20 protein-coding genes are annotated in these 25,381 nt (G+C 44.1%); 10 read left to right on the forward strand and 10 right to left on the reverse strand.

Features of this window, described 5'->3' with window-relative positions:
* The first annotated feature begins 102 nt into the window (after nucleotides 1–102).
* The 3 genes from ACXAGV_RS10875 to ACXAGV_RS10885 all read left to right on the forward strand — a co-directional run bounded on the left by ACXAGV_RS10875 (nucleotide 103) and on the right by ACXAGV_RS10885 (nucleotide 4,118).
* The gene (locus tag ACXAGV_RS10875) at nucleotides 103–1,293 is read left to right on the forward strand and encodes an amino acid aminotransferase (RefSeq protein WP_474873275.1); all 1,191 of its coding nucleotides are present in this window, start codon (nucleotides 103–105) and stop codon (nucleotides 1,291–1,293) included.
* A 296-nt stretch (nucleotides 1,294–1,589) separates the two neighbouring features.
* Entirely contained in the window at nucleotides 1,590–3,755 is a 2,166-nt protein-coding gene (locus ACXAGV_RS10880) for a S46 family peptidase (RefSeq protein WP_474873276.1), read from the forward strand.
* A gap of 108 nt (nucleotides 3,756–3,863) precedes the next feature.
* Complete coding sequence (locus ACXAGV_RS10885) at nucleotides 3,864–4,118, forward strand: hypothetical protein (RefSeq protein ID WP_474873277.1); 255 nt, start codon at nucleotides 3,864–3,866, stop codon at nucleotides 4,116–4,118.
* 97 nt (nucleotides 4,119–4,215) lie between these two features.
* On the opposite strand, the gene ACXAGV_RS10890 is transcribed toward ACXAGV_RS10885, so the two are convergent.
* The 4 genes from ACXAGV_RS10890 to ACXAGV_RS10905 form a co-directional block, all read right to left on the reverse strand.
* Nucleotides 4,216–4,674, reverse strand: coding sequence for a YaiI/YqxD family protein (locus ACXAGV_RS10890; RefSeq protein ID WP_120959091.1), 459 nt, complete (start codon nucleotides 4,672–4,674; stop codon nucleotides 4,216–4,218).
* 25 nt (nucleotides 4,675–4,699) lie between these two features.
* On the reverse strand, nucleotides 4,700–5,461 hold the full coding sequence (locus ACXAGV_RS10895) for an SDR family oxidoreductase (RefSeq protein WP_474826012.1): 762 nt from the start codon (nucleotides 5,459–5,461) through the stop codon (nucleotides 4,700–4,702).
* Nucleotides 5,462–5,612: 151 nt separating this feature from the next.
* Complete coding sequence (locus tag ACXAGV_RS10900) at nucleotides 5,613–6,380, reverse strand: SDR family NAD(P)-dependent oxidoreductase (protein ID WP_474873278.1); 768 nt, start codon at nucleotides 6,378–6,380, stop codon at nucleotides 5,613–5,615.
* 78 nt (nucleotides 6,381–6,458) lie between these two features.
* Entirely contained in the window at nucleotides 6,459–8,261 is a 1,803-nt protein-coding gene (locus ACXAGV_RS10905) for an acyl-CoA dehydrogenase (protein WP_474873279.1), read from the reverse strand.
* A gap of 142 nt (nucleotides 8,262–8,403) precedes the next feature.
* Between ACXAGV_RS10905 and ACXAGV_RS10910 the strand changes: the two genes are divergently transcribed.
* On the forward strand, nucleotides 8,404–9,393 hold the full coding sequence (locus ACXAGV_RS10910) for a GlxA family transcriptional regulator (protein ID WP_474873280.1): 990 nt from the start codon (nucleotides 8,404–8,406) through the stop codon (nucleotides 9,391–9,393).
* A 260-nt stretch (nucleotides 9,394–9,653) separates the two neighbouring features.
* Nucleotides 9,654–11,930: a TonB-dependent receptor gene (locus ACXAGV_RS10915; protein WP_474873281.1), complete on the forward strand. Its 2,277-nt coding sequence runs from the start codon at nucleotides 9,654–9,656 to the stop codon at nucleotides 11,928–11,930.
* Between the two features lie 90 nt (nucleotides 11,931–12,020).
* Here ACXAGV_RS10915 and ACXAGV_RS10920 read toward each other — a convergent pair whose 3' ends face one another.
* The 4 genes from ACXAGV_RS10920 to ACXAGV_RS10935 form a co-directional block, all read right to left on the reverse strand.
* On the reverse strand, nucleotides 12,021–12,377 hold the full coding sequence (locus tag ACXAGV_RS10920; protein ID WP_474832725.1) for a hypothetical protein: 357 nt from the start codon (nucleotides 12,375–12,377) through the stop codon (nucleotides 12,021–12,023).
* A 153-nt stretch (nucleotides 12,378–12,530) separates the two neighbouring features.
* Nucleotides 12,531–14,693 carry a prolyl oligopeptidase family serine peptidase gene (locus ACXAGV_RS10925; protein WP_474873282.1) on the reverse strand — a complete coding sequence of 721 codons (2,163 nt, stop codon included), beginning with the start codon at nucleotides 14,691–14,693 and terminating at the stop codon, nucleotides 12,531–12,533.
* A 48-nt stretch (nucleotides 14,694–14,741) separates the two neighbouring features.
* The gene (locus ACXAGV_RS10930; protein WP_474873283.1) at nucleotides 14,742–17,876 is read right to left on the reverse strand and encodes an efflux RND transporter permease subunit; all 3,135 of its coding nucleotides are present in this window, start codon (nucleotides 17,874–17,876) and stop codon (nucleotides 14,742–14,744) included.
* Nucleotides 17,876–19,108: an efflux RND transporter periplasmic adaptor subunit gene (locus ACXAGV_RS10935; protein ID WP_474873284.1), complete on the reverse strand. Its 1,233-nt coding sequence runs from the start codon at nucleotides 19,106–19,108 to the stop codon at nucleotides 17,876–17,878. The genes ACXAGV_RS10930 and ACXAGV_RS10935 overlap by 1 nt, the downstream gene beginning before the upstream one ends.
* 379 nt (nucleotides 19,109–19,487) lie before the next feature.
* On the opposite strand from ACXAGV_RS10935, the gene ACXAGV_RS10940 reads away from it, so the two are divergent.
* On the forward strand, nucleotides 19,488–19,796 hold the full coding sequence (locus tag ACXAGV_RS10940; protein WP_474873285.1) for an isoamylase early set domain-containing protein: 309 nt from the start codon (nucleotides 19,488–19,490) through the stop codon (nucleotides 19,794–19,796).
* 117 nt (nucleotides 19,797–19,913) lie between these two features.
* Here ACXAGV_RS10940 and ACXAGV_RS10945 read toward each other — a convergent pair whose 3' ends face one another.
* Complete coding sequence (locus ACXAGV_RS10945) at nucleotides 19,914–20,840, reverse strand: electron transfer flavoprotein subunit alpha/FixB family protein (RefSeq protein ID WP_474873286.1); 927 nt, start codon at nucleotides 20,838–20,840, stop codon at nucleotides 19,914–19,916.
* Nucleotides 20,837–21,589, reverse strand: a complete 753-nt coding sequence (locus ACXAGV_RS10950) for an electron transfer flavoprotein subunit beta/FixA family protein (protein ID WP_039216447.1) — start codon at nucleotides 21,587–21,589, stop codon at nucleotides 20,837–20,839. The genes ACXAGV_RS10945 and ACXAGV_RS10950 overlap by 4 nt, the downstream gene beginning before the upstream one ends.
* A 370-nt stretch (nucleotides 21,590–21,959) precedes the next feature.
* On the opposite strand from ACXAGV_RS10950, the gene ACXAGV_RS10955 reads away from it, so the two are divergent.
* The 4 genes from ACXAGV_RS10955 (at nucleotide 21,960) to ACXAGV_RS10970 (ending at nucleotide 25,356) form a co-directional block, all read left to right on the forward strand.
* Entirely contained in the window at nucleotides 21,960–23,609 is a 1,650-nt protein-coding gene (locus tag ACXAGV_RS10955) for an electron transfer flavoprotein-ubiquinone oxidoreductase (protein WP_474873287.1), read from the forward strand.
* 122 nt (nucleotides 23,610–23,731) lie between these two features.
* A complete protein-coding gene (locus ACXAGV_RS10960) occupies nucleotides 23,732–24,130 on the forward strand; it encodes an H-NS histone family protein (RefSeq protein WP_474873288.1) in 399 nt (132 codons plus the stop codon).
* Nucleotides 24,131–24,233: 103 nt separating this feature from the next.
* Nucleotides 24,234–25,013 carry an alpha/beta fold hydrolase gene (locus tag ACXAGV_RS10965; protein ID WP_474873289.1) on the forward strand — a complete coding sequence of 260 codons (780 nt, stop codon included), beginning with the start codon at nucleotides 24,234–24,236 and terminating at the stop codon, nucleotides 25,011–25,013.
* Nucleotides 25,014–25,137: 124 nt separating this feature from the next.
* A complete protein-coding gene (locus tag ACXAGV_RS10970) occupies nucleotides 25,138–25,356 on the forward strand; it encodes a DUF2788 domain-containing protein (protein WP_012519093.1) in 219 nt (72 codons plus the stop codon).
* The last annotated feature ends 25 nt before the right edge of the window (nucleotides 25,357–25,381 follow it).

Below are 25,381 nucleotides of genomic sequence, written 5' to 3' on the forward strand. Positions count from 1 at the left end.
TAATTGAAATATTTTCAACCTTTAGGGGTCGTTTTTTCTACCATCGATGGCATAATGCCTGCCTGCTAATTATTGCACACCAACGTAACGTGAGGACATATCGTGTTTGAAGTATTACCCCATCTCGCCCCTGATCCAATTCTTGGTCTGTCAGCTGCTTTTCGTGAAGACACCAACCCCAATAAAATCGATTTAGGTGTTGGCGTATATAAAGATGAGCAAGGTAATACCCCTATTCTTTCAAGTGTCGCAAAAGCGCAAAAAGTGCTTTTAGACAAAGAAACCAGCAAAACCTACATTACGCCTCAGGGTAACCAAGGTTTTATCGATGGTATGTTGTCTTTGCTGTTAGGTAAGAATAGCCCTGTTCTTTTAGCAGACCGTGTTGCTGCTGTTCAAGCACCAGGTGGTTGTGGCGCGCTGCGTATTTTATCAGAACTACTTGCCCGTTGTAACGACAACGCGAAAGTATGGGTAAGCGACCCAACCTGGGCTAACCACATTCCACTTATCGGCTCTGCGGGCCTTAAAATTGAAACCTACCCGTATTTCGATAAAGCGTCAGCGAGCATTCGTTTCGACGCTATGATGGAAACCCTTCGCAAAACTGAAAAAGGCGATATCGTTCTTCTTCACGGGTGCTGTCATAACCCTACAGGTGCAGACCTTACTAATGCACAATGGGATGAAGTACTAGAAGTAGCGAAAGAGCGTGAATTCTTGCCTTTCATCGACGTAGCTTACCTTGGCTTCGGCGAAGGTTTAGATGAAGACGCATACGGCATGCGTTTGTTGGTCGAAAATCTTCCAGAAGTAATTGTAGCGGCGTCTTGCTCTAAAAACTTCGGTCTTTACCGCGAACGTGTTGGTTTAGCAGCTATTATCACTGAAGATTCAGCAACGCGTAAAATTGCGCAGGGTCAAATTCAGTCTATTGCTCGTGGCATCTATTCAATGCCGCCAAGCTACGGTGGTGCATTAGTAGACATTATTCTTGCTGACGAAGCACTGAACAACGAATGGGTATCTGAAGTGAACGAGATGCGCGATCGCATGAAATCACTACGCTCAATGCTTGTACAAAACCTTCACGATAATGGTTCACCAAAAGACTTTAGCTTCGTGAACGACCAGAAAGGTATGTTCTCATTCTTGTGTATCACTCCAGAGCAAGTGCGCGAAGTACGTGAAAAGCATAGCGTTTACTTTGTAGATTCTAGCCGTGTAAACATTGCAGGCATCAACCAAGAAAACGTTGAAACACTAGCGAAAGCATTGGTATCAGTGCTTTAATCGCTAACTACCGATCTTCTAATTCTAAAGGCAGAGTTTGATACTCTGCCTTTTTTGTTTTCGTTCGAATTATTTGCCTTTCGTCTTTCCTAATTTTGCGATAAAAGCGCCTTTCTCTGCCTTCATTGGCGGTTTGTCACACTTCCTAACAAATTTACTCTGTGCGCTATACGCTTTTTTATAGGGCGCACAGAGTATTATAGTTACACTGTAACAATGTTGACGTAAACGTTAACTTGGTATGTATTAAGTTTGATTTATAACAATGAGATAGACGACAAGAACAAGGATCACTGATGTCTAAAGTAAGTGTATTTTGTATTTCGGCTGCGCTGATTGGCGCGGCAATGCAGGTTAATGCTAAGGAAGGTATGTTCACGCCAGAACAGCTCCCTTCAATCGCGGGCGATTTAAAAGAAACCGGCTTGGCAATTCCTGCCAGCAGCATTAATGATTTAACCGCATTTCCTATGGGCGCTATTGTTTCACTGGGTGGTTGTTCAGCATCCTTTGTCTCTGACAAAGGCTTAGCAGTAACCAATCACCACTGCGCACGCGGTTCAGTACAATATAACAGCACTCCAGAAAACAATTACTTAAAAGACGGTTTTCTAGCAAAAGAAATTGGTGATGAACTACCCGCAGCACCGGGTACTCGCATGTTTGTTACTGTCGATTTTTCTGACGTAACCGACAAAGTTATTGGCGGTATCGGTGATGATGTTCAAGGGCGTGAGCGCTACGACCTTATCGAGACCAATCGCAAAGCACTCATTGCAGAATGTGAGTCTGAAGCAGGCTTCCGTTGCTCTGTTCCTTCGTTTTTTCAAGGCCTCGAGTATAAGCTTATCAAGCAAATGGAAATCCGTGACGTACGTATTGCCTACGCGCCTGCTGACTCCATCGGTAAATACGGCGGTGATATAGATAACTGGATGTGGCCGCGTCACACCGGAGATTTCTCTTTCTATCGCGCTTACGTTGGTAAAGATGGGAAACCAGCTGATTTCAGTGAAGACAACGTACCGTTTAAACCTGACCACTTCTTGAAAGTTTCAGCTGCTGGCCTTGAAGACGGCGACTTTGTAATGGCGGCGGGTTACCCTGGTTCTACCAATCGCTATGCCCGTTTGTCGCAAGTTTCGTACATGTTTGACTGGCTATACCCTACTTACCTTGAACTGGTAGACGAATGGATTAAAACCATTGAAAGCTCCTCTGAAGAAGGTAGCGATGCGCGCATTAAATATGAAGCAACACTTGCTGGCCTGAATAACTTTCACAAAAATACCTTAGGACAGCTTTCTGGTGCTAAACGTGTTGGGCTTGTTCCTCGCCGCGCCGAGCGTGAAGAGCAGCTGGCAGCATGGCTTGATAAAAATGGCAAGAGTGAATTGAAGCAAGCATTGGCCGAACTTGATGCGGTCAGCGCTGAGCAAATGCAGATGAACAAGCAAAACTTCTGGTACAACAACCTTAGTCGTGCACAGCTTTTATCTTCTGCTCAAACCCTTTATCGCAATGCAATTGAAAGAGAAAAGCCAGATGCAGAGCGCGAACGTGGGTATCAAGAGCGCGACCAAATTCGCCTTAAAGAAAACGCAGAGCGTATAGAACGCCGTTTTGATGCGGTTGTTGATCAAGCTGTTTGGCAAAAAATGATCAGCATGTACCTAGAGCAGCCTGAAGAAAACCGCGTTGCTGCTTTCGATAAAGCAGTAGGCATTGATGGTAGTACAGACAGCGAAACACTTCATAAAAAGTTAAAAGCGTTTTATGACAACACGTCACTGAACAACACTGAAGAGCGTTTGAAGTGGTTAACCGCAAGCCGCGCTGACTTTGAAAGCAGTAACGACCCGTTCATCAAACTCGCCGTTGCGCTTTTTGATACTGAAATGGCCATTGAAGATAAGAGCAAAACACTTAGCGGTAAAGCTGCTGCGCTTCGCCCTAAATACATGAGTGCGATAATCGATTGGCAGAAGTCTTTGGGTAGCCTTGCTTACCCAGATGCGAACAGCACGCTTCGCGTGACTTACGGAAACGTGATGGGTGGCTCTCCAAAAGACGGCCTTATCTACGAACCCTTTACCCGTCTTGAAGGCATTACTGAAAAGGATACCGGCGAAACACCATTTGATTCACCGAAAAAGCAGCTTGAGCTTATTGAAGACAAACAGTACGGTCCGTACAAGCTTGAAGACATCAATAGCGTACCGGTTAACTTCCTAACGGATTTAGATTCTACAGGTGGAAACTCAGGCTCTGCAACGCTTAACGCAAAAGCAGAACTAATCGGTTTGTTATTTGACGGTACATTTGAAAGTGTTAATTCAGATTGGGACTTTGATCCGAAAACAACCCGCACTATACACGTAGACACGCGCTACATGCTATGGGTAATGCAATACGTTGACGGTGCAACAAACCTTATCGAAGAGATGACCATCGTTAAATAGTCCCAAATAATGGGGTCAGAGTACATTTCTGCCCCCATCTTAAAGTGGCAAAATGGGGTCAGAGTCTTTACTTTGACCCTGATACGTTTCAGTGACAAGGAGGACGTTATGAGGTTACTAGTAAGGCTTGTGAGTTTAGCCGTGGCTGCGTACGCATGCTACGCGGGCACTACAACAGGTGACTGGAAAGCATCTATCGCTATTATTGCTCTGTGTACATTGATATTTTTAGTATCGTTTGCCACAAAGACTGGCAGCAGCAAGTCCGGTTCGCACGGAGACAGTAGCGCAGCCATTTACACGCCAAGCAGCAGCTCTAGCTCGTCTTGCGGCAGTGATGCCGGCGGCGGTGGCGACTGCTAAAGATAATGGGGTCAGAATACTTTTTTCAGTATACAAAGTACGCTGCCCCCATATTTTGGGTGTTACATGCGTTAGAAATGTACTCTGACCCCAAATTTTATTTGAGGTTGCGGAGGCCTTGGGTTAGAAGGCGGTCTAGTGCGTTAGCAAAGTTTTGTTTGTCGCGCTGTGAAAAGGCTTTGGGTCCGCCAGTGTGTTCACCGCTTGAGCGCATGGTATCCATGAAGTCTCGCATACCCAGTATCTGCTTGATAGACGACTTGTCGTATTCTTCACCACGGTTATTTAACGCAAGCGCGTTTTTTGCCAGCACATCCGCAGCAAGTGGAATGTCGTTAGTTATCACCAAGTCACCCGCTTCACACTTCTCTACAATGTAATCGTCAGCAGCATCAAAGCCAGAAGGCACTTGCGTTAAGGTTATGTGTTTGTCTGGTGGAACAGACATAGAATGATTAGCCACCAAAGACAAAGGCAGCTTAGTACGTCTGGCTGCCTTAAAAAGAATGTCTTTGATCACTGCAGGGCACGCATCGGCGTCAACCCATATATGCATGGTCGTATCTCGTAATTGAAACTAATTACGCTAGCATACCACCATCTACTACTACTGTCGTGCCTGTGGTGTAGCTAGATGCATCTGACACTAAATACAATACTGTCCCTGCCATTTCATCTGGATCTGCTACGCGGCCCAGCGGAATCACTTTCAGTGCGTGTTTCAAAATTTGCTCGTTAGTCGTTAACGCAGAGGCAAATTTAGTGTCAGTCAAACCTGGCAACAATGCGTTTACGCGAATGTTTAAGCTACCGCACTCTTTTGCGAACGACTTAGTCATGCTAATAACTGCCGCTTTAGTAATAGAGTAGATACCCTGCATGTCGCCCGGTGTTACTCCGTTAACGGAAGCGGTGTTGAGTATGACGCCACCGCCCTGCTCTTTCATCATTTTGCCTGCTTCAATTGACATGAAGAAGTAACCACGAATGTTCACGTCTACAGTTTTGTTATAAGCGCCTAGGTCAGTATCCAAAATATGACCAAAATAAGGGTTCGCTGCCGCGTTGTTTACAAGAATATCCAGCTTACCGAAATCACGTTTGATGACATTGAAGGTTTCGGTAATTTGCTCCATTTCGCCTACGTGACAGGCCAACGCCGTTGCTTTACCGCCCGCGTCGCGAATTGAAGAGGCAACCGCTTCACAGCCATCAATTTTGCGGCTCGATACAATAACGTGGGCGCCGTACTGGGCAAGCAGACGGGCAATAGATTCGCCGATACCGCGGCTAGCACCTGTAACCAGTGCTACTTTTCCTGTTAAATCAAATAGGTTGTTCATTAAACATTCCTTCTCTTGCTGTTTATACGCAAGCTACGTATCTCAGTGTCCTATCTACGATAGCTGCATTTGTCTTGTAATAAGTTTCTTATAGGCTTTAAAAATACGATTATTTAAAAGCTTATCGATTTATCTTCATCACACTTGGCGCTTATGCCAGCATACCACCGTCAAGTACCACAGACTGCCCCGTCATAAATGACGATTCATCACTACATAACCATGCTATAGCATTTGCAATTTCTTCAGGCTTACCCAAGCGTTTCATTGGGTTGGCTGCAATTAAACCTTTCTGACCGCGTTCATCTAGTTTAGATAACACGCCTTGAACCATAGGCGTATCAACAAAACTCGGACATACCGCATTGATACGAATGTTCGCTCGCGCGTATTCCACCGCCGCCGATTTAGTCAGCCCTATTACTCCGTGTTTAGACGCACTATAAGCACTTATCATTGGCGCTGAGCGTAGCCCTGCTACAGAAGCGATATTGATTATATGACCGCCACCTGTAGTGGTCATATGCTTCAGCGCGTTTTTCATGCAATACCAAACGCCTGCCAAGTTAACCTGAATGTTTTTCATAAACATCGCGTCGTCGACTTCGGTAAGTGGCGCAGGAAAATGATCGATACCCGCGTTGTTAATGATCACATCTATTTTTTCAAGATGAGAAAGGGCTGTTTCGAACATCGCCTTGACCTGTGCAGGTTCAGTAACATCAACCGTCACTGCATACGCTTTACCACCTGATGCAATAATTTCTTCAGCCAGTGTTTTGGCGTTCTCTTCATTGAGATCGGCAATACCCACTATTGCACCACGAGCACTTAAAACGCGAGCTGATGCGGCACCGATCCCCGAGCCACCACCGGTAATAAGAATATGTTTACCTTCAACATTTGCAGCTACATTCATTAGCTGTACTCCAGTTTAATTTATGTGCGCTGTATCTTCTTCTGCAATGTATTAAGCGCACATAGTAATGATATAAATTTAGAAATAGCTTGCCTTAACGTTGTTGCAAGATGCTTCTCGTGACGTCAGTACTTCTATATCGCGGCTTACGAGCGGTAGTTCCCAATTTAAGAAATACTCTGCTGCAGCAAGCTTTCCTTCGTAGAAGTCAACATCCTGTTCGCCGGCCCCCTTACTTAACGCTTGCTCGGCAACGTTAGCTTGGCGCAGCCAAATCCAGCTCACTACACAGCTTGAAAAGATATTTAAGAAGCAGCTAGCGTTGGTTAACAACACAGACTGTTTGTCAGAACGCAAATCTGCAGCCGCTTGTTGTATAAGTGCACCAAGCTGGTCTAAATAAGGCTTAAGTTTTGCAGCCAGTGCCTGTGCTCTTGGTGTTTCTGCGCGCTTCATATCGCGCGTGACACGAGAAAGTAGCACTTGCAAACCTTTACCGTCGTGCTGCCACAATTTTCTTCCAAGAAGGTCTAACGCCTGAATACCGTTGGTACCTTCGTGAATTGGGTTTAGGCGGTTATCGCGCCAACATTGCTCAACCGGGTATTCGCGGGTGTAGCCAGCGCCACCTAAAATTTGAATAGCTAAGTCGTTGGCTTTCGGGCCAAACTCTGACGGCCACGCCTTAAATACAGGGGTTAAAAGGTCAAGAAGCTGAGAAAGCTCAGTACGCTTTTCACTGTCTGCTTCGGTTTCCATTTCATCAATCAACATGCTGCCGTATAAGCAAAGGGACATACCGCCTTCACAATACGCTTTCTGCGCTAGCAGCATGCGGCGAACATCACCGTGATTAATAATAGGCGTTGGTTCGTCTTCAGGTGCTAAATTTGGCGCTGCGCGCCCTTGTGTGCGGTCTTTAGCATATTCTAGTGAATAGCGATAACCGCGATACCCAATCATAGCCGCACCGTAGCCCACACCAATGCGCGCTTCGTTCATCATCATGAACATATAGCGCAAACCTTGATGGGCTTCACCGATTAGGTAGCCGTGGCAATCGCCATTTTCACCAAAGGTCAATGCAGTTGAAGTGGTGCCTCGATAACCCATTTTATGAATAAGGCCGGCAAGAGTTACATCATTGCGTACATCTGGGTTGCCGTCTGCATCTAGTCGGTACTTAGGTACGGCAAATAGTGAAATGCCTTTAACACCTGCAGGACCGCCAGGAATTTTTGCTAGTACCAAATGAACTATATTATCGGAAAGCTCATGTTCACCGCCTGAGATATAAATTTTGCTACCTTTAATGCGGTACGTACCATCGTCTTGCAGCTTCGCAGAGGTGCGAATGTCAGCAAGGGACGAACCCGCATGAGGCTCAGTAAGCGCCATCGTTCCGGTAAAATCACCCGCTAGCATTTTAGGTAGAAACGCGCTTTTGATATCGTCTGAGGCAAAGTGTTTAATTACGTTGGCGGCAGCCGCAGTTAAAAAAGGATATGCAGTAGACGACGGATTTGCCGCTAAGAAATAGCCCGCACATGCGTTCATCACGGTGACGGGAAGCTGCATGCCACCATCTTCAAAGTCGAAATGACCCGCAATAAAGCCCGACTCTCTGTAGGTATCGAAAGCGACTTTTACTTCGTCGATCATAGATACTTTGGTGCCATCAAACGTAGGCTCATTTTTGTCAGCTACTGCGTTATGGGGAAGAAACAGCTCTTCTGCCATTTTTTCAGCCATGTCAATAACGGCATTGAAGGTCTCAACGTTGTGCTCTTCAAAGCGTGCTTTTTCGCACAGTGCAGCAGTATTTAATACTTCGTACAGCTGAAATTGCATTTCACGGCGTGGTATAAGTTGGTCGGCCATGGTGTTCTGTCCCCTACGAATAATTGTTAACGCATTGTGTCATATTCGTTATCGTGCCATTATTGTCATTTATGACACAATAATGGCCAATACTGCCAACAATCACTAAACTTTATGTTCTTTTATAAATTTAATTATTTTTATGAATAGCGCTAAATTCACTGTTACCGTTCTCGGTTTTGACCAAGCCTTGGCATCTGCCATTACAGGCGCACTTGATGTGTTTGCATTTGCTGGTATTAGTTGGCAGCGAATTCACAATCTGCCTACTGCACCTCAATTTAAAGTTCAGCTGGCGAGTCATCACGGACAGTCTATTCTCTGCTCTAATCAAGTTGTGCTGCAGCCGAATATTGCTATTGAAGATGTATCTCACACCGATGTTTTGCTTATTCCAACTATCGGTGGTGATATTGATGAGGTACTGAATGATACACGGCCGCTACTGGTTCATATAAAGCGCCTTCAAAAAATGGGGGCGGATATAGCAGCTAATTGCACGGGAAATTTTTTATTAGCGCAGACAGGTTTACTCAACAATAAAACCGCAACGACTCACTGGGGTTACGCAGATAAATTCGAAACCATGTTTCCAAGTGTAAACCTGCAGCCAGAGAAAATGGTGACAGAGGACGACACCGTCTATTGCGCGGGAGGCGGTATGGCATGGATTGACCTGTCGATCCTTTTAATAGAGCGTTACTGTGGTCACCAAATTGCCAGCGATACTGCAAAGTCTCATGTGTTGGATGTGTCCAGAACCAGCCAAACGGTATATGCAAGTAGTCGTCAACGACGATTTCACAACGACAAAGTTATTAAAGCGGTCCAATCTTTTCTGGAACGAAACTTACAAAGCAAATGTTCGCTTCATGATTTAGCAGTGCGGCACAATATGACAGAACGTACATTGATACGACGTTTCAAAAACGCTTGTGACACCACGCCTGGCCAGTATTTACAATCGCTGCGAATTGAACACGCAAGAAAACTACTCGAGACATCCAGCATGCCGCTTGAGCTATTGATCAACGCGGTAGGCTATGAAGATCTGAGTTCTTTCACCCGACTATTCAAAAAGTATACGGGTCTATCTCCTTCTCAATATCGAACAAAGTTTAAACGCGGATAAGGTCGCTTGAATCCGATCACAGGCAAGCACCAAAAAAGAATCATTGTTCCTAATTAATGCTCTAAGACCGTGCACCATGCCTTTTAAGCCACATTAGTATTACCTGATGTAGTGCATTTTCGACGAATTCATGCCTTTTTTGCACAAATTTGAAGTTTTTATTTAAAACTTTGTGTAAAATGCAACGCCAAGCATAGATTATTAATTTTTGTGCTAAAAACACTACAAAAGTATAAATTTAAAATCATCTTGGTGGAAACATGAGAACACACAAAATCGCCACGCTAGCGCTTGCCGTTAGTGCTGCGTTCAGCTCTTCAGTTCTTGCACAAGAGGCCGCAACGACAGAAAAAAAAGAAGCCTCACTTGAACAAATTACCGTCACTGCGCAAAAGCGTACTCAGTCTATACAAGAAGTACCTATTTCTGTTGCGACATTGAGCGGTGAAAAATTCGAAAGCCTATTCTCTGGCGGTGAAGATATCCTTGCTCTAGCAGTTCGCGTGCCTGGTCTTTACGCCGAGTCATCTAACGGGCGTGTTGCGCCGCGTTTTTATATTCGTGGCCTAGGTAACACCGACTTCGACCTTGCTGCTTCACAACCAGTTTCAATTATCATGGATGAAGTGGTAATGGAAAACGTTGTGCTTAAAAGCTTCCCGCTTTTCGACGTTCAACAAGTTGAAGTACTGCGCGGTCCGCAAGGTACATTATTCGGTCGTAACACTACAGCCGGCATAATCAAATTTGACACCGTTAAGCCTACACAAGATGTTGAAGGTTATGCGAAAGCAGGTTTCGGTTCATACGGAACTATGAATTTTGAAGGCGCGATTAGCGGCGGTCTTACCGACGAGCTTTCTGCACGTTTATCGCTACTTTCGCAAGAACGCGACGATTACATCGATAATGCTTTCACCGGCGAAAACGATGCAATCGGTGGCTACGACGAAAAAGCCTACCGTCTACAGCTTCTTTGGGAGCCGTCTGCCGACTTTTCTGCTTTGTTAAACGTACACGGCCGTGAGCTTGAAGGCACAGCGTCTATTTTCCGCGCTAACGTGTTTACTAAAGGCAGCAACGAACTTAACGAAAACTACGATCGTGAAACTGTTTTCTACGACGGCGACCTTCAAGGCGACGGCATTGATAACAACCCACAGGAATACGACGGTTTTGGTGCTTCGCTTAAATTAGAGTACGACATGGATGAAGTTACATTCACGTCGATCTCAGCCATTGAAACAGCTGAAGGCTCTAGCCTAGGTGACGTTGATGGTGGCTTTAATCGTGCTGACGGCACTTCAGGCCCTGGGTTTATTCCTTTCTCTGCGGTAACGCAAGATAACCTTGACGACCTAGAGCAATACACCCAAGAATTTAGATTTTCAAGCAACACGCGCGATGCTTTGAACTGGCAGCTAGGTGCGTTCTACTATGACGCATCGTTTAACGTTACCAGCATCGACGGATTCTTTGGTGCAACAACCGTATTCCACGAAAACCAAACGTGGGCAGTATTCGGTCAGACGTCTTATCAAGTTAACGAAAAACTAAACGTTACGGGCGGTATTCGTTACACCCACGACTCTAAAAATTTAGTAGTCGGCGACCAAAACGTTGACGGTTTTGCTCTAGTAATTGGCGCAGCTCAAGTTCAAGACTATGAAGACATTGACGTAGATGACGGTCAAGCGAGCTTTGAATTAAGCGCAAACTATCGCGTTACTGATGATATGTCTGTTTTTGCTCGCTACGCTAATGGCTTCCGTGCTCAAACAATTCAAGGCCGCGACGTTGCATTCGAAGGCGCGCCTTCAGTTGCAGATGCAGAAACGATCAATTCATTTGAACTTGGTATTAAGTCGGACTTGTTCGATGACTCACTACGTCTAAACGCTGCAGCATTCTACTACACAGTAGATGACATGCAGTTCTCAGCAATCGGTGGTGGCAACAACTTTACTGCCCTTGTAAATGCTGACAAAGGCGAAGCGTACGGTTTTGAAGTAGACGCACAGTGGCTAGCGACTGATGAGCTTACGTTTACAGCAGGCTACAGCTACAACCACACTGAAATTAAAGATGACTCACTGACTGTTTCACCGTGTGGAACAAGTGCTGCTGATGGATTTACCGGTAACTGTACAGTAACAGACCCTCGTCCAGACGGTTTTGTTGCCTCTATCGACGGAAACCCATTCCCTCAGGCGCCAGAGTCTATCTTTAACTTCACTGCACGTTACACCATCCCTATGGGTGATGATGGCGAGTTCTTCGTATTTACTGATTGGGCGTTCCAAGGTGAAACAAACATCTTCCTATACGAAGCGGTTGAGTTCACTACTGACGACAACTTTGAAGGCGGTCTACGTATTGGTTACGAAAACTTCGCGCACAATTACACTGTAGCGCTATTTGGTCGTAACATTACTGACGAAGACAATGTTAAAGGTGCAATCGACTTCAACAACCTTACAGGTATCGTAAATGAGCCGCGCGTTTGGGGTGTTGAGTTCAAGTACACTTACTATTAAGCAAAGATAGGTAGCTACTTTCATTTATTGTAGCTATTTGGATTATCAAAAGCGGTGGCGTTGAAAAACGGCACCGCTTTTTTATGTCTTTTACGCCGCCATATGAACATCAGACGTAGGCATTTGCACTAACTGCTGTAGCTTTCTACACACCTGCACCCAGCGCGCGACTTTTTGATAGTATACTTGCTCTATCAATTGCCCTTTTTCATCAAACAGAAAGCTTGCTAACTTCCCTTTGTTACTCGGCATATAAAAATGGTGCACGGTAAACTGCTTTGATAATGGGGCATGTGCCACTTTTTGATACATACAAAATGGCAGTGCGTTTGCGCGCTCATCGCCACCGGTTAGGCGAGTACGGCGTTGAAACGTGTCTGCACCTAAATCAGCCATAATGCCGTGTTTTGAAATAAGTTGATCAACCGCTTTAATGCCTGTTTGCATAATTTTCTCCTAAAGGTTGTGCAAAGTCGCCCAACCAAATAAGACCCAAAATAAACCATACTGATATTTATACAGTATATGGTCATTTGTTTAAAATGCAAACAAAAAAGCCGCTTTTTACAGCGGCTTGTTTTCTTTGAAAATTGTGAGAAGTTAATTAAGAGCGGATTCTAAAAACGCCCACTGGTCTGCATACCCCTCAATTCTCATCCACGTAGGCGTGCCTGCGCCGTGACCCGCGCGAGTTTCTACACGAAGTAGTACTGGGTTATCACACCCTTGAGCGGCCTGTAATTGCGCAGTAAACTTGTAGCTATGCCATGGTACAACGCGGTCATCGTGATCGCCTGTTGTTACCAATGTTGCCGGATAACACGTGCCGGGCTTAGTGTTGTGAAGTGGCGAATAAGCATAAAGCGCTTCAAATTCGTCTTTGTTTTCACTTAATCCGTAATCAGAAGACCATGCTCGCGCATTTGCACTAGGTGTGTGATAGCGAAGCATATCTAATACACCCACAGCGGGTAGTGCTGCCGAGAAGAGATCAGGTCGCTGGGTAAGTGTAGCGCCCACAAGTAACCCGCCGTTAGATCCACCTTGGCTCCCCATTTTGTCTGGGTTGGTATAGCCACTTTTAACTAAATACTCGCCTGCTGCGATAAAATCATCAAATACGTTTTGCTTATTAAGCTTAGTCCCAGCCTTGTGCCATTGCTCGCCATATTCGCCACCACCTCGTAAGTTGGCGATGGCCAACACGTTACCCTGCTCAACCCATACCATGCGCGACACTGAATACCGTGGAAGCAGTGAAATATTAAAACCACCGTAACCGTACAATAAGGTTTTATTGTTTCCGTCTAGCTTCAAGCCTTTCTTGTGCACAATAAACATGGGAACTTTAGTGCCATCTTTACTGGTATAAAACACCTGCTTGGTTTCGTAGTCATCATAATTAATACCTGTATCGATGGTTTTAAATAGCGATGACTCACCAGTTTCAACATTATAGGAATACACCTGGCCCGGGTTAGTAAACCCGGTAAGTTTATAGAATGTTATATCTGCATTTTTGCTTCCATAAAATCCGCTTACACTTCCAATGTCAGTAAACGCAATTTCATCTATTTTTTTGCCGTTTAAATCAAATACACTTACCTGCCCTTTTACATCTTTTAGATACTGAGCGAAAAGTTTTTCACCTAGAAGTGAAACGCTGGACAAGGTATCAGATGTACTTTCAATTACGGTTTCCGTTGCTTTAACACCACCATCAAAAGTGACTTTGATAACCTTACCAGTAGGCGCACCTGCAGTAGACTTAAAAAATAGCGCATCTTTGCGTTCGCCGATTAGGTCGTAACGCCCATCCCATTTGTCGAAAACGGGAACACGTTCACTGTTTTCTTTTTCAAGCGATTTAGCGTAAACACCGTTAGCTTGGTACCCCTCAAAAACGGATATAAGCAAAGTATTGCCGCCTTGCACAACCGATGGGTATGGGTTCCAAGTGGGTTTATTATCAAATGCAAAGACCTTTTTATCTGCACTTTGCTCTGTACCTATAGCGTGAAAATAGATAGATACAGTTTGGCTATCATCGTATTTACCCACCTCATTTTTTGGGTAGCGAGAATAGAAGAAACCACTTTCATCAGGAAGCCATGCAATATTTGAAAACTTAATGCCTTCAATGGTATCAGTTAAGTCTGTTTTACTGCTGGTGCTACGAACGTGGATGGTTTTCCAGTCGGTACCGCCATCAGACAGCATGTAGGCAAGATAAGATGCTTTGGGGCTAAGTTCAGTCGACGCCATTGACACGGTGCCGTCATCACTCAACGTATTCGGATCGATAAGTACTTCAGGTTCACCGTTCACGCCGTCGGCCATATAAAGTACATACTGATTTTGCAGGCCGTCGTTATAAGAATAAAACAGCTTGCCATTCACCATATAAGGTGTCGAATACTTTTCATAATCCCACAGCGCGGTTAAGCGCTCTTTATAAAGCTCTCTAGAAGGTAGTTCAGCCAGATAAGGACGAGCCAAAGTGTTTTGCGAATCGACCCAAGCTTTAACTTCTTCGCTCTTTTCGTTTTCTAACCAACGATATGGATCGCTTACCATAGTGCCGTGATAGTTATCTTGCTGCGCAACGGTTTTGGTTGCTGGATAGCTGGATACCTTAGGCATAGTAACGCTTTGGGTTTCACTTCCAACCAAATTAGTATCAGCGGTATGTGAACTTGTGCATGCAAAAGTTAAGCATGCTGACGCTGCTACTACAGCTGCATAAATCAAATTTTTTTTCATTTTTTCATTCCTTAAAAGAAAATGCCGGTTTTACCCGGCATTGTCTATTTAGCTTTCTGTCGTAACTTGTTGGTGTCTTCTTCCTCTAAACACATTTTTAAGGTCGTTGAGAATTAAGTACAGCGCAGGAACCAGCAGCAAGGTGATTACCGTGGCAAATAAAATACCGAAGGCCAGAGAAACCGCCATTGGAATAACAACCTGAGCCTGCAGGCTGCGTTCAAATACTATCGGCATAAGGCCCATAAAGGTTGTTAATGACGTCAAGATGATTGCTCTAAAACGCTGCGTACCAGCGCTAATAGCCGCATCCATAAGCGACATGCCTTCTTTACGCGCGCGATTCACAAAGTCCACCATAATCAAGCTATCGTTCACCACAACACCCGACAAAGCTATGATGCCGCAGACAGACAAAACGCTCACCGCCATTCCCAATACCAAATGACCAACTATTGCGCCCACAATACCAAAAGGAATTACTGACATGATAATGAAGGGTTGGCTGTAAGATTTAAGCGGTATCGCAAGTAAGGCATAAATAGCAAATAACGCAAACAAGAGCCCCTGCATCAGACTAACCATAGCATCAGCCTGCTCCTTTGAATTCCCTTGTAGCTGAAATTCAACACTCGGATAGCGGGCTAGTAGGTCTGGCATTAAGTTATCAATGACATCATTAGTCACTTCTGAAGGGTCAAGTAACGCTTTATCAACTACACCCGTTACGGTGACTGAACGTTTACCATCTACACGAATGATTGAATCGAACCCTTGCCCCACGGTGAATGTGGCCACCTGCTCGAACGGGATCTCTTGACCGTTTGGCGCACGAATACGCATATTTTCAAGGTGCTCTATGGAACTGCGTTCCGCTTTCGGGTAGCGCACCATAACTTTTATTTCTTCATCATCACGCTGAATACGCTGCACTTCTGCACCGTAAAAACCAAAGCGAACTTGCTGACCTAAATCGCGCAGTGAAATGCCCAACGCATCGGCCTGAGGTTTCAGCGCTAACTGAATTTCTTCGCTACCGCCTGAGAAGGTATCGTTGATATCGGTAACGCCTTCGTATTTATCTAAGGCCTCTTTTATATCGTCACTTATAGCTCGCAATGCCTTAATATCGCTAGAGCTGAATTCAAAGCTTAAGTCAGCACCGCCGCCAGGACCACCCGGTGAGCTAATATTAAATGACTTCACTCCCGGAATTTCAGGGACCTCTTGACGCCACATATCCTGAATTTCAAAGTCAGTAAGGGTGCGGGTTTCACCTTTTGTAAGCTCAGCAAAGATTTCACCACCTAAGTTACCATTGTCAAAGGCTATTGCGTGCTTAATGACGTTTTCGCCCGTCTCTTCTGCAACTTTGTCATCCATACGGTGCATAGCTTCGCGAAGTGTAGTTAGTACCTTATCTCGCTGTTCGAGTGACGAGCCAGGCTCTAACTCAAAGCTGGCCATCATAAAGTCACTAGGAATATTCGGGAAGAATACAAAACGTACGATGCCGCCACCAAACAGCCCCACTGTAAGAATAAGCATCGCCAAAAAGACAGACACTGTTGTATAGCGATTGCGTATTGCTTTTGCCAGAAACGGCGCGTACTTATCATTAATAAATGTCTTTATGCCTTCACTGAAGAAGTCGCGGAACTTTTGGAACGCGTTAGCTTTTTCCGGATCATAAGGCTTGAGTTTCATGTGCACTAAGTGCGCCGGCAGGATTAACTTCGATTCAATAAGCGAGAAGATAAGACAAACAATCACCACCATGCCGATGGTTTTCCAAATAATGCCGAACGGACCGGATACCATAAGCATGGGTGAAAACGCAGCAATAGTGGTTAAAACACCAAAAGTTGCAGGCATAGCTACTTTTTTAACGCCCGCAATAACGTTATCAGCACTGTGCCCTTTTTTATCTATTTCAGAGTAAGCCGATTCACCCATGATAATTGCGTCATCTACCACAATACCCAATACAAGAATAAAGGCAAAAAGACTAAGCATGTTAATCGACACGCCAACCATATCTAACGGCATGACAAGCAGGGTGCCAAGAAAGCAGACTGGCAAGCCAACGATAACCCAAAACGCGAGCTTAATTTTCAAAAATAACGAGAGCACTAAAAATACAAGTAGTGCACCGAAGAACATGTTTTCAAGCATCATGTTAAGTCGGTCAGCCAGATAGAACGAGCTATCGCCCCACGTATCCGCAGTAATATGCGCGGGAAACTCCGATTTTTGACTATCAACGTAATTGTTAACCTGCTCAGAAATTTCTAAGGCGTTTTGATCGCCCACAGCCTGCACACGCAAGCTAACCGCGGGTTTATCATCAAACAATGCATATTGATTGTTTTCAATAAAGCCATCGTTGATATAGGCAACATCACCCAAAGTAACGCGAGTACCGTTAGCGTTTGTGACTAGTACGATTTGAGAGAAGTCCCAACCGGTATAGGCCTGCCCTTTTGTTCTTAAAAGTATGTCGCCGTTTTCCGTTCGGATTGAACCACCAGGTAAGTCAACACTGGTTTGACTCAAACGAGCGACCACATCAGCAAACGTAAGGTTATACTTTTGCAAGTCAACTTCAGAAAGTTCTACAGAAATTTCATAATCTCTTGAGCCTACAACCTGAACACTTGATATACCTGGCAGGTTAGCAATGTCATCCCTTAAGTCTTTAGCAAACTCTTTCAACTCTCTTTCAGAAGCATCCCCATAAACTGATAGCCATATCACGTCCTGTTGGATTTTTTGGCGATAGATAACGGGCTTTTCAGTATCCGCGGGAAAGCTTGGAATGGCATCAACTTGAACCTTTACTTCATCAAGTAGAGACTGAACATCATAGTCTTCTTCTACCTGTATACTTACCGTACCCATACCTTCTACGGCAGTTGAGTTTAGCTGTTTGATGCCTTCTAAATCTTTTATGGCCTCTTCAATTTTAAGCAGCACCCCTTCTTCTACTTCCTGAGGGGCTGCGCCCAAGTAAGGTACACGAACACTAATGACGTCAATTTCAAAGCTCGGAAACACTTGTTTTTGAATACTAAAAGCGCTGAACAAGCCGCCCACAATAAGCAAAATCATCAGCAGGTTGGCCGCCACATTATTACGCGCAAACCAAGCAATTAAACCTTTGTTGGTATCGATGCGACTCATTAGTTGTCACCTTCCGACGATTCGCTTTCCACACTATCAGTACTATCAGAAGAGTCCGCTTCTGCAGTATCAGCAAGTACGGGCTCGTCACCCGGCAAGCGCACTTTCATGCCGTCGTATGGGTTTGGAACCGCACTGGTTACCACCAAACTTCCTTCCGCAATTCCTGAGCGAATAAAGACATCTTTCGCTGTGGTGCGGGCTACTTCGACAGGCTTAATTTCAATTTCGCGGTTATCGTTCACAGTAAGCACGGTATTGTCTAAACGCAAAATGCTGCGAGGTAACACGACAAGTTCTTCGTTTTGACGTGAGGTAATTTCTGCTTCAACGAACTGTCCAAAACGCAAAGGTGACTGGTGTGAAGTCTGCAAATTGTAAGGGTCTTGCACCTCAACAATGGCATACACCACTCTGCTTCCTGTATCCAAAATACCTTCTGAACGAACCAGTTGACCTTCCCAAACGCGTTTAACACCACCAACAGTCGCAGTTAATGAAACAGGGGCCCCTTCGCTAGACTGCCCAGCAATATTAATAAACATTAAGTCGCTGTCGGTAATAGGTAACCTAACTTCCGCGGTATCAGTAGAGTAAATAGTGCCAAGTACAGAGCCCATGGCGACAAACTGTCCGAGATCTATATTACGCTCCACCACAATACCGTTGTAAGGAGCGGTAATTTGGGTTCTAGCCAAGTTACGCTTAGCGCGCTCCAACTTAGCTTCTGCCGCTTTCACGTTTGCCTGTTCTTTTGCCAATTGAGGCTTTCTTAAGCCTAACTCAGGCGGCGCTACGTTTCTGACTGAACGCCATTCTTGTTCGGCTACTTTTCCGCGAGCTATTTCTTCTTGAAGGGCTGCTTTAGCTTGGGCCAATTCAGCTTCGGCTAGCTTAAGATCAGTGCGATAATCATCTTGTTCTAACGTGGCAAGTACATCGCCTTTTTTAAAAGTTCCACCAGCAACAAAAACTTTCGACAAGCTTATAACTTGACCACTGACCTGTGCACTCAATGACGTTTTATTCTGCGGAACTACGTTACCCTGGGATTTGACAACAAAGTTTACTGCTTCTGAGTAAACTTCTTTTGCGTCAACGAGAAAAGCGGGAATTTCTACGGGCACTTGCTCTGGAGGCTTACGTGATTTGATCATAACCGTCGCGGCGATAAACGCGAGCAGCACTATGAATAATGGAATACCACTTTTCATTAACATGGAGTTTTTCATTTACTATCCCTGAGAAAGAAGGCACCTGTGCTAGTGACATTTAGGCTATAGATTACCACCCTATTCACTTATCACCCGATAACCCACTAAATTCTATTATTATTGTTTCAACACTAGTGTACTGATTTTATGTTCTGCATGCTCAATTAAGATTGTTAAATTTTGTGTCTAATTATTGATTTTAATGTGCACGCAAAATCAGAACCTCTAATATAAAAAATTATCAAAAGAATACAAAGTAAGATTGATAATTATCAGTTTTTCGTTGATTATTTAACCACTCATTGGTTATGAGTTAACCGGCGGCTGCTAGTTAAGCGCAGTCTTAACAGATTGTAGCCTCGGAAATGATTTCGCTACGTTGAAGGGAAAACACATTATGAGTCTTAAGAAACAATACCTTAAATCAAAACCTCTGTGCAAAGTGACATTTCGACTTAATGCGGAAGCGGCGAAGGACGCCAAAGAAGCATCGCTATGCGGAGATTTTACTGACTGGAAGACACAGCCACTGACAATGAAAAAATTGAAAAGTGGTGATTTCACATTAACGGTAGATTTAGAGAAAGATCAGGAGTACCAGTTCCGATATCTGCTAGACGGAGAGAAGTGGGAAAACGATTGGGAAGCCGACGCTTATATCCCCTCACCTGTTAGCATTGAAGACAATTCCGTTGTGCGCGTTTAACTTAATGCTTCAAAAATAGAACATGCCAGTAATACCTCTGGGCGTAGAATAACAATTCCCTACAAAAAAGGCTGCAAAAATGCAGCCTTTCGTTTTATTGTCGTTTATAAACGCAGATTAAAGAGAGCCTTCTAGCTCTGGCAACACGTCAAACAAGTCACCTACTAAGCCATAGTCAGCAACCTGGAAAATTGGCGCTTCTTCGTCTTTGTTGATAGCAACAATAACTTTAGAATCTTTCATACCCGCAAGGTGCTGAATAGCCCCTGAAATACCAACAGCGATATAAAGTTGAGGCGCAACAATTTTGCCTGTTTGACCCACCTGCATATCGTTTGGAACAAAGCCAGCATCTACCGCTGCGCGCGATGCACCGATGGCTGCACCAAGCTTGTCTGCAATACCTTCAAGGAGCTTGAAGTTGTCACCGTTCTGCATACCGCGACCACCTGAAATAACGACTTCTGCAGCAGTAAGTTCAGGACGCTCAGATTCGGTAAGCTCTGCTGAAACGAAGTCAGACTTCTCACTACCTTTAACAACATCAATTGCGGTTACTTCAGCACTACCACCAGTTGCAGCAGCATCGAATGATGCGGCACGAACCGTAATCACCTTTTTTGCGTCAGATGATTGAACGGTAGCAATCGCGTTACCTGCATAAATAGGACGTACAAAAGTATCTTCGCTCTCTACGCCAATAATGTCAGATATTTGGGCAACATCTAACAATGCAGCCACGCGAGGCATAAAGTTTTTACCTGTAGTTGTTGCAGCGGCAACAACATGGCTGTAGTCGCCAGCAAGCTCTACTACTAGATCAGCTGTATTCTCTGCAAGCTGGTGCTTGTAGGCCGCATTGTCGGCAACAACTACTTTTGCAACGCCGTCAATTTGCGCTGCTGCTTCAGCAACCGCTTGGCAACCTTCACCCGCTACTAATACGTGAATATCGCCACCCATTTTTTGTGCGGCGTTAACAAGCTTATGCGTTTCAGTTTTTAAGCTTGCATTGTCGTGTTCTGCATATACGAGTACGCTCATGAGATCACCTTTGCTTCATTCTTTAACTTGTCTACCAACTCAGCAACGTCTGCTACTTTAATGCCACCCTCACGCTGAGGCGGAGGCGTAACTTTCAATACCTTAACGTTTGATTCAAGCGCAACACCAAAGTCTGCCGCAGCCTTAACATCTAGGGGCTTACGCTTTGCTTTCATAATATTTGGAAGCGATGCATAACGCGGTTCATTCAAACGAAGGTCTGTCGTTACAACAGCTGGAAGCGAAAGTGCAACCGTTTGGAGGCCACCGTCAATTTCACGTGTTACATTCACCTTCTCGCCATCTACAACCACTTCTGATGCGAAGGTGCCTTGAGGCATACCTGTTAGCGCTGCAAGCATTTGACCAGTTTGGTTGTTGTCAGAGTCAATGCTCTGCTTACCAAGAATAACAAGTTGAGGCTGCTCTTCTTCAACCACTTTCGCTAAAAGCTTCGCTACTTGAAGTGAATCAAGATTTTGGTCTGTATCAATTTGGATACCACGGTCAGCGCCTAGGGCTAGTGCTGTGCGTATTTGTTCTTGGCAGCTCTTGTCACCAATTGAAACAACAACGATTTCAGTGGCCACGCCTTTTTCTTTTAATCGAACGGCTTCTTCAACAGCAATTTCGCAAAAAGGATTAATCGCCATTTTCGCGTTAGTAAGATCTACGCCTGATTCATCAGCCTTCACTCTTACCTTAACGTTGTAGTCGATCGCGCGTTTGACCGGTACGAGTATTTTCATATTTACCTCAATTGTTGAGTTCGTCAGTGCTAATTACGTTTCACTAATAATTAACTATTAATAATTAAAAACGTATTACATCACCACGCTTTTTGAAACTTTAACAATGCTTATACGTTAAAAAAGAATCTGTGGAACGTACGTTTTTTAAAGGCTAGCCTTAAAACGACGTTAACACCACGTTTACGAGCAGGTATAATACGCTGCCAGTTAACGTTAACGTAAACTGCTTTGCAATGTACTTACTGTTGACGTAAACGTCAACCTGCATTACCTTGCAAAACGACAATTAATTTACATGTTTTTGACACAAAGCATTATTTGTTTCATCAATAGTGCACTATAAAAATACAAACATAAGGAGCCTCCCGTGGAACGAGAATCGATGGAGTTTGACGTAGTCATCGTCGGTGCCGGCCCAGCTGGATTATCAACTGCTTGCAAGCTTATGCAGCTTGCGAATGAAAAAGACCAAGAACTTATGGTTTGTGTGGTCGAAAAGGGCTCCGAGGTAGGTGCACATATTCTCTCAGGCGCGGTGTTTGAGCCTCGTTCTCTCAACGAACTATTTCCCGATTGGAAAGAAAAAGGTGCGCCACTTAACACCCCAGTAACCGAAGACCACATTTATTTACTTAATGACGAAACGTCAGCGAAGAAGTTACCAAACGCCATTACGCCCAAAACCATGCACAATGACGGTAACTATATCGTATCTATGGGTAATGTTAGTCGTTGGCTAGCAGAACAGGCCGAACAACTAGGCGTTGAAGTATTCCCCGGCTTTGCAGCTTCTGAAGTTATTTACAACGAAGACGGTAGTGTTGGCGGCGTGCTTACCGGCGACATGGGCGTGGGTGAAGACGGTGAACCAAAAGATGGTTACATGCCGGGCATGGAACTACGTGCTAAATACACTGTGTTTGCAGAAGGCTGTCGCGGTCACTTAGGTAAAGAACTTATTTCTCACTTCAATTTAGATGAAGACAGCTCACCGCAACATTACGCTATTGGCTTTAAAGAGATTTGGGATATAGACCCAGCTAAGCACCAGCCGGGTCTAGTAGTCCACAGTGCAGGCTGGCCACTTGATGACGCCACAGGCGGTAGCTATTTATATCACGCCGAAGATAATCAGGTGTTTGTGGGCTTAATTGTTGACCTTAACTACGACAACCCTTATTTGAGTCCGTTTGACGAATTTCAACGCTTAAAACACCACCCTGTTTTTAAACAATACCTTGAAGGCGGTAAACGTGTATCTTATGGCGCACGTGCAATTGCCAAAGGTGGGTTTAACTCTTTACCTAAGATGACTTTCCCTGGTGGATTATTAGTTGGCTGCGAAGCAGGCACGCTTAATTTCGCCAAAATCAAAGGCAACCACACAGCAATGAAGTCAGGTATGTTAGCAGCTGAAAGTATTTTTGAAGCGATTTCAGAAAATGCCGAAGCGCCAGTAAAAGAGCTAACGAGTTTTACTGAGAAATTTAAGTCTTCATGGTTATATGACGAGTTGTTCCGCTCTCGTAACTTCGGCCCTGCAATTCATAAACTAGGTAATTTCTGGGGCGGTGCGTTTAACACGGTAGAACAAAATTTCTTTAACGGTAATTTGTTCTTCACTATGAAAGACGAACACAAAGATTACGCGCAGCTTAAAGAAGCAAAGGACGCGAAAGAGATTTCTTATCCAAAGCCGGACGGTGTGCTCAGCTTTGACAAATTATCTTCAGTATTTTTATCAAACACGAATCACGAAGAAGATCAGCCTTGTCATTTAAAATTAAAAGACCCGTCTATTCCTTTACAGGTTAATTTACCCAAATTCGCAGAACCTGCACAACGTTATTGCCCTGCTGGCGTTTATGAGGTTATTGAAGAAGAAGGTGAAAAACGCTTCCAAATTAATGCGCAAAACTGTGTTCACTGTAAAACGTGCGACATTAAAGACCCTAGTCAGAATATTAAGTGGGTTGTACCAGAAGGTGCTGGAGGACCGAATTACCCAAATATGTAATTTAAAGCATTATTTGGTTATTTAACTGATATTTTTTTAAAGCGAGCTTAGCTCGCTTTTTTTTTGTGCTACTTTTAATTATTATCTTATAGGAATTTAGTACAACGTATTAAGGTTAATTAATGAGCGACTTTTTAGATATTTTAACCCATGGAAGACGTTTACAAGGTGCTGTTAAGGAATTAAGCATAGAAGAACTTGAACAAGTTCAGGAAAAACTTAACGGTATATTAGAAAAAAGAAAAGAAAAATTATTAGAACAAGAACAACTAAAAAAAGAAAAATTAGAAAAACTTGCTGCTATTAAACAGCAAATGGAAGAAGCAGGTCTAAACGTAGAAGATTTACAAGCTTTGGATACCGGCACAAATAAAAACGTAGGTAAGAAGCGCCCCGTTAAATACAAACTTGTCGATAGCGATGGCGAAGAGCACTTGTGGACGGGCATTGGTCGTATGCCTCGCGTTTACAAAGATGCACTAGATAGCGGCAAATCTCTCAACGATTACGCTATTAATTAATATCACTATTTAACCTGCCAATAAGGTCTGTTTTTACAGGCCTTATTTTGTTTTTAAGACTCAAGCTATGTCTATCAGACAATTATTCATGGGTACATAAGTTGTGAAGTTAAATTATAAACTTTCAAAGCGAGATGCATCATCACCATGGTTAATCTTAATCCATGGGCTTTTCGGCAACGCAGATAATTTAGCCGTTGTTAAACGGCATTTTGAATCAGCTTTTAATATTATAAGTGTAGACCTTCCGGATCACGGTGAGTCTCCGTGGACTGATAGTTTTTCTATGTCAGCTGCCGCAGATGCAATTTACGACATTATGCAATCTTTAAATATTGAAAAAAGCGCTGTACTGGGTCATTCCCTTGGCGGAAAGGTTGCAATGAAGCTGGCATTAAATCATAACGAAAAAATCACACATTTAATCGTAGCTGATATTGCCCCAGTGAGTTATGGACACAGCCACCAAGCGGTATTTAATGGGTTGAATTCTGTTTCTTTGGACACCATTGAAAGTAGAAAGGATGCTGAAAAACAAATGGCTGCCCACATAAAAGAAATGGGCGTTAGGCAGTTTCTTTTAAAAAGCCTGTATCAAGACGAAAGCGGAGCATGGAAGTGGCGCTTCAACGTGAACGGGCTAATGAAAAGTTACTCGCACATTATTGATTGGGAACAAACCAATCAAACGTACGATGGCGTAACCTTATTTATTAAGGGCAGCGAGTCCGACTACATCACACCGGCCTATCGCGATGCGATAGCTCGCTACTTTCCAAATGCGAAAGCGCATATTATTGAAGGTACGGGGCATTGGTTACACGCTGAAAAGCCAGCTGCATTTAACGGAATTGTAGAGAGAACGCTCAACAAATCGTCATAAAGTGGAATATTTCTCATTCAACAGGATGAGAATGACTATTATTACATATTTTTGAACGTTTTAGGCTCTTACAGGCGTATATACTGTGGTATAGTTGCGCCAGAAATTTTTAAGTAACAACACTATGCTTGCAGAAAATTACGAACTCATTGAGTCCATTATGCTGTATGGCGGCTTGTCTATTCTTTTTGGATTGATGGGTTTTGCTGTACACGATGTATTACGTAAGAACGATGTTCCACTTATTGGACGAGTGGTTACCTATGGCGTGCTGGGTTTAGGCGCGTTAGGGTTTCTTGCGAAAGGCATTATTGAATGGTTTTGGCTAAGCACAGGCGTTTAATTAGTAACGATTAATAGAGGTTAGA

It is taken from the genome of Alteromonas sp. ABH4_453 (genome assembly GCF_056160665.1).

Bases quoted from the DNA above. Each gene is read 5' to 3' on its own strand.
- ACXAGV_RS10880 (WP_474873276.1), top strand. From the start codon at position 1,590: ATGTCTAAAGTAAGTGTATTTTGTATTTCGGCTGCGCTGATTGGCGCG.
- ACXAGV_RS10885 (WP_474873277.1), top strand. From the start codon at position 3,864: ATGAGGTTACTAGTAAGGCTTGTGAGTTTAGCCGTGGCTGCGTACGCA.
- ACXAGV_RS10890 (WP_120959091.1), bottom strand. From the start codon at position 4,674: ATGCATATATGGGTTGACGCCGATGCGTGCCCTGCAGTGATCAAAGAC.
- ACXAGV_RS10895 (WP_474826012.1), bottom strand. From the start codon at position 5,461: ATGAACAACCTATTTGATTTAACAGGAAAAGTAGCACTGGTTACAGGT.
- ACXAGV_RS10900 (WP_474873278.1), bottom strand. From the start codon at position 6,380: ATGAATGTAGCTGCAAATGTTGAAGGTAAACATATTCTTATTACCGGT.
- ACXAGV_RS10905 (WP_474873279.1), bottom strand. From the start codon at position 8,261: ATGGCCGACCAACTTATACCACGCCGTGAAATGCAATTTCAGCTGTAC.
- ACXAGV_RS10910 (WP_474873280.1), top strand. From the start codon at position 8,404: ATGAATAGCGCTAAATTCACTGTTACCGTTCTCGGTTTTGACCAAGCC.
- ACXAGV_RS10915 (WP_474873281.1), top strand. From the start codon at position 9,654: ATGAGAACACACAAAATCGCCACGCTAGCGCTTGCCGTTAGTGCTGCG.
- ACXAGV_RS10920 (WP_474832725.1), bottom strand. From the start codon at position 12,377: ATGCAAACAGGCATTAAAGCGGTTGATCAACTTATTTCAAAACACGGC.
- ACXAGV_RS10925 (WP_474873282.1), bottom strand. From the start codon at position 14,693: ATGAAAAAAAATTTGATTTATGCAGCTGTAGTAGCAGCGTCAGCATGC.
- ACXAGV_RS10930 (WP_474873283.1), bottom strand. From the start codon at position 17,876: ATGAGTCGCATCGATACCAACAAAGGTTTAATTGCTTGGTTTGCGCGT.
- ACXAGV_RS10935 (WP_474873284.1), bottom strand. From the start codon at position 19,108: ATGAAAAACTCCATGTTAATGAAAAGTGGTATTCCATTATTCATAGTG.
- ACXAGV_RS10940 (WP_474873285.1), top strand. From the start codon at position 19,488: ATGAGTCTTAAGAAACAATACCTTAAATCAAAACCTCTGTGCAAAGTG.
- ACXAGV_RS10945 (WP_474873286.1), bottom strand. From the start codon at position 20,840: ATGAGCGTACTCGTATATGCAGAACACGACAATGCAAGCTTAAAAACT.
- ACXAGV_RS10950 (WP_039216447.1), bottom strand. From the start codon at position 21,589: ATGAAAATACTCGTACCGGTCAAACGCGCGATCGACTACAACGTTAAG.
- ACXAGV_RS10960 (WP_474873288.1), top strand. From the start codon at position 23,732: ATGAGCGACTTTTTAGATATTTTAACCCATGGAAGACGTTTACAAGGT.
- ACXAGV_RS10970 (WP_012519093.1), top strand. From the start codon at position 25,138: ATGCTTGCAGAAAATTACGAACTCATTGAGTCCATTATGCTGTATGGC.